The following is a 2,589-nucleotide window of genomic DNA, read 5'->3' as shown; positions in this document are numbered from 1 at the left end:
ATTAGATATAAATAAAATTTTGGGAGCATTGCTAGTCCTATCCGGAGTGTACCTTATATCTGAATAAATTAAACCTTAAACCTAAACCACCTAATGTGAAGATGAATACCTAAAATTGTATTTTTAGGTTATTCATCTACTTTTACTCCCTTTGTTAGTTATTGTTATTTCTTATTTCCTTTTGAATTTTCTTTAATGCCTTCTTAGATCCTCTCTCAATGTCTCTTTCTAGCTTTCGCTGCTGAAAATCCACAAATAGTGTATTAAGGTCATAATCCTCTGGGTATAAATCCGTAGCCTCAAGCTCTAGTCTTAGCCTTTTTTCATTAACCTCTAGAAAGTCGTCCTTATATAATACAGTTATATTATTAAAGTTGTCTATAGGTTTATATACGATAGCAAAATCATTATGCTCAATAAGAAACACCTTATCCCCTACTTTGTAAGTATAAGTTTTTATACTAAGTATATCTTCTTCGTCTTTTTTCTTTTTTACCTTACTTTCTTTTACTAATTCTAAATTATAATCCTTATCCTGCGCATACTTTTTTGCCTTTTCAAGGATAGCGTCCTTTAACAATGGATGCTTACCCTTAGCAATATTTATATATCCATAATCATTCAATTTAGGCTTTATTCCATCTATATCTCTACTATATTTGGCCTTTGAAAAAATCATATCATACTCTGCTATTACCTCTATATTAATATTAATTTCCTTTAAGTTATCGTATATTAACTCAGTTAATGCAGCTAATATTTTATATTCTTCTAAGGCTTCCTCTGACTTTAATATCACAAGCTCTGTCGTATATTTTGAAATAACACTTGGTTCTATAAATGCTGTAGATCCTTTAGATGATGTTTCTACAATTATCCCCGGAACTTGATTTTTATAGGCCGCCTTTATAGGAATAGTGTATCTATCGTTTCGCTTGCTGACAAAAACTCTTGTATAAAAGTTTTATTTGTACTGCTTTTTAAAAACTTCTCTAATTTCTCTTGTATTTTACTATCCGTATCTTCTATATGTCTTCTAGTTTTCTTAAGCTCTTTACTTGCATTTGAATCTACTAAACTGCCTCTTATAGAAAAATCAATTTCTTCCTCTATAGCTTTAAATTCTGTAATTGAATTACCATAACTACTTAAAGTTGGAGCGTAAAGTTCTTTTCCCATCATGAAAACTTTAATTTTTCTGCAGCCCCTCAAAAAGTTACAAATCTTTGTTAATTCCTCTGGCTCTAGTATTGACCCCTTTTGCATATTCTCTATAATACTTTTTATATTAAAGATTCCTTCTAATGGAATATGCCCTACAGTATCTAATAAAGCTCTACCCTCACTAGTTTCATCAAGCCTATTCTGAACAACTTTTAAGCTGCTACTTGGCTTTAATCTATCTATTAAATCTTTTCCGAGTCCACTTACACAATAAGACTTTACAATTTCCTTCAGTTCATTATATTGCAACTTATTAAATGCTTTTATATTCATTTCTCTCTCCTTATATAAAACAATTTGTTCTATTGAGATACTAATCCTGGATAAATCTCATTACCATTTTCTATATAACTCATTTTGCAAAGGTCTTATTTATCTGCAAAACAAAAAAGCCATGGATACTCCCACAGCTAAAATACGTAACTTCATAAGAAATGGGATTATCCATTCCTTATAACTATAACGGCACTTTGTGGATTTGTATCTTCATAGATATCACTAAATAAATCCATAACAAATAAAGGTATACTATGCCCTTTTAAAGATTTATTTAATTATAAAGTTTAATCTATTTAGATACGTACACGCTCATAAAGCACCTCATTTTTTTATTTTTTAACATTACCTAATATCATTTTATACATAGTTATATATATTGTCAACCAATTGGCTAGAAAGTAAAACCTGTAAGCATACTCTTCCATATTTTACTATGGTGTCGCCTTAATCACCGCTTTTTTATTCGCATTTAGTATCATTCTAATTATAAATCAATGCATATTTATGCTATTACTATTAATCTTAAACTGAGCTCATGAAAAACTTAGTAAGGAAACTATTCTAATACAATATTAACACTTAACATAATATGAATTATTAAATATGATATTAATTCAAACGTTATTCAATAATTAGAATTAGCCTCTTCTTGACTATAAGGATATTACATGCTATAATCATGTTAATATATTGTTTTGAATAAACAGAATAATATAGTAATTGAAATTTATAAGTTTATAAGTTTCATTTATATTTAAAATCGATAAAATTAGCAGTTTAAACACTCTAATTCTATGAAATAGAATTAGAGTGTTTTTTTTATATATACTTATATTTATTGTATAAATATTAACGATTTTTCAAATATTACTATTATGTAGACAACTTAAGATAGTAAAGGAGAATAGTGTGCCTTCATTAACCTAATTATACTGTGTAAGGAGTTGAAATTGTGGAAACGATAATTAAAAATGGTTTTATTAGTAACTGGAGAGGCACTTTTAATCACAGAGTTAATATACCAAATTAATGGATAAAGTAAACATGCATATATCAAAAATGTTAAAATATGTACTAGATAAATAT

The 2,589-nt window shown here is 27.8% G+C and carries 1 pseudogene; it reads right to left on the bottom strand.

The annotated features are described in order from the left end of the window. Positions 1-154 precede the first annotated feature (154 nt). Positions 155-1,497, bottom strand: a pseudogene (locus tag JJE11_RS17430) (hypothetical protein). Between the last annotated feature and the right edge of the window lie 1,092 nt (positions 1,498-2,589).

This window comes from Clostridium sp. (assembly GCF_016650095.1).
Classification (GTDB): domain Bacteria; phylum Bacillota; class Clostridia; order Clostridiales; family Clostridiaceae; genus Clostridium_AD.
The sequence above is the reverse complement of the archived record's forward strand: the minus strand, read 5'-3'. Positions and strand labels throughout refer to the sequence as shown.